Annotated in this window: 1 protein-coding gene; it reads left to right on the top strand. The window is 35.7% G+C overall.

From position 1 onward, the window contains the following. Positions 1 to 188 precede the first annotated feature (188 nt). A partial coding sequence (locus B5E79_RS13255; protein WP_143746802.1) for a transposase occupies positions 189 to 698 on the top strand: 510 nt, incomplete at its 3' end.

Here is a 698-nt window from a genome sequence, read left to right as displayed (position 1 = left end):
TCAGGCTGTTGACAAAGTAAAAAAGTCAACAGCTTTTAGTTTTCAAATGAAAGAATATATGGTATTATATCCATTGTCGTGGATGACTTCTTTCCAAGTACGCAAACTTTGAGGCTCCACGACCTTTTTTTATCATCATGTCATGAAAATATGATATAATGTAAGTGCGTATTTGCAGGTAAAATATTATGGCAATGACATGTTTAAACAATCGTAAAAATGACAGCTTTATTTTGAGTACTATAGATGAATTAGTACCATCAGATCACAAGGTAAGAGAGCTTGAGGAAGCCATTGACTGGACATTTATTTATCCATTGGTCAGACCGCTCTACAGTTCTTTTGGAAGACCAAGTATCGATCCGGTGGTACTTTTTAAAATGCTTTTTATTAACTTTACATTTGGTATTCATTCCATGAGAAGAACATGTGAAGAAATCAAGGTCAACCTTGCCTACAGGTGGTTTTTAGGATTGTCCATTGATGATGAGGTTCCAAACTATTCAACCTGGTCACAGAACTATATCAGAAGATATGGAGATTCAGAAATTTTTGATGAGATTTTCAACAGGATCATCGAAGAAGCCATAGCATATGATTTTGTGGATCTTGATACAGTATTTGGAGATGGAACACATCGAAAAGCCAACGCCAATAGTAGAAAACACGAAAACAAGGTCGTGGAGATCGTCAAGAAA

The organism is Massilimicrobiota sp. An134 (genome assembly GCF_002160815.1).
Taxonomy (GTDB): domain Bacteria; phylum Bacillota_I; class Bacilli_A; order Erysipelotrichales; family Coprobacillaceae; genus Allocoprobacillus; species Allocoprobacillus merdigallinarum.
The sequence above is the reverse complement of the archived record's forward strand: the minus strand, read 5'-3'. Positions and strand labels throughout refer to the sequence as shown.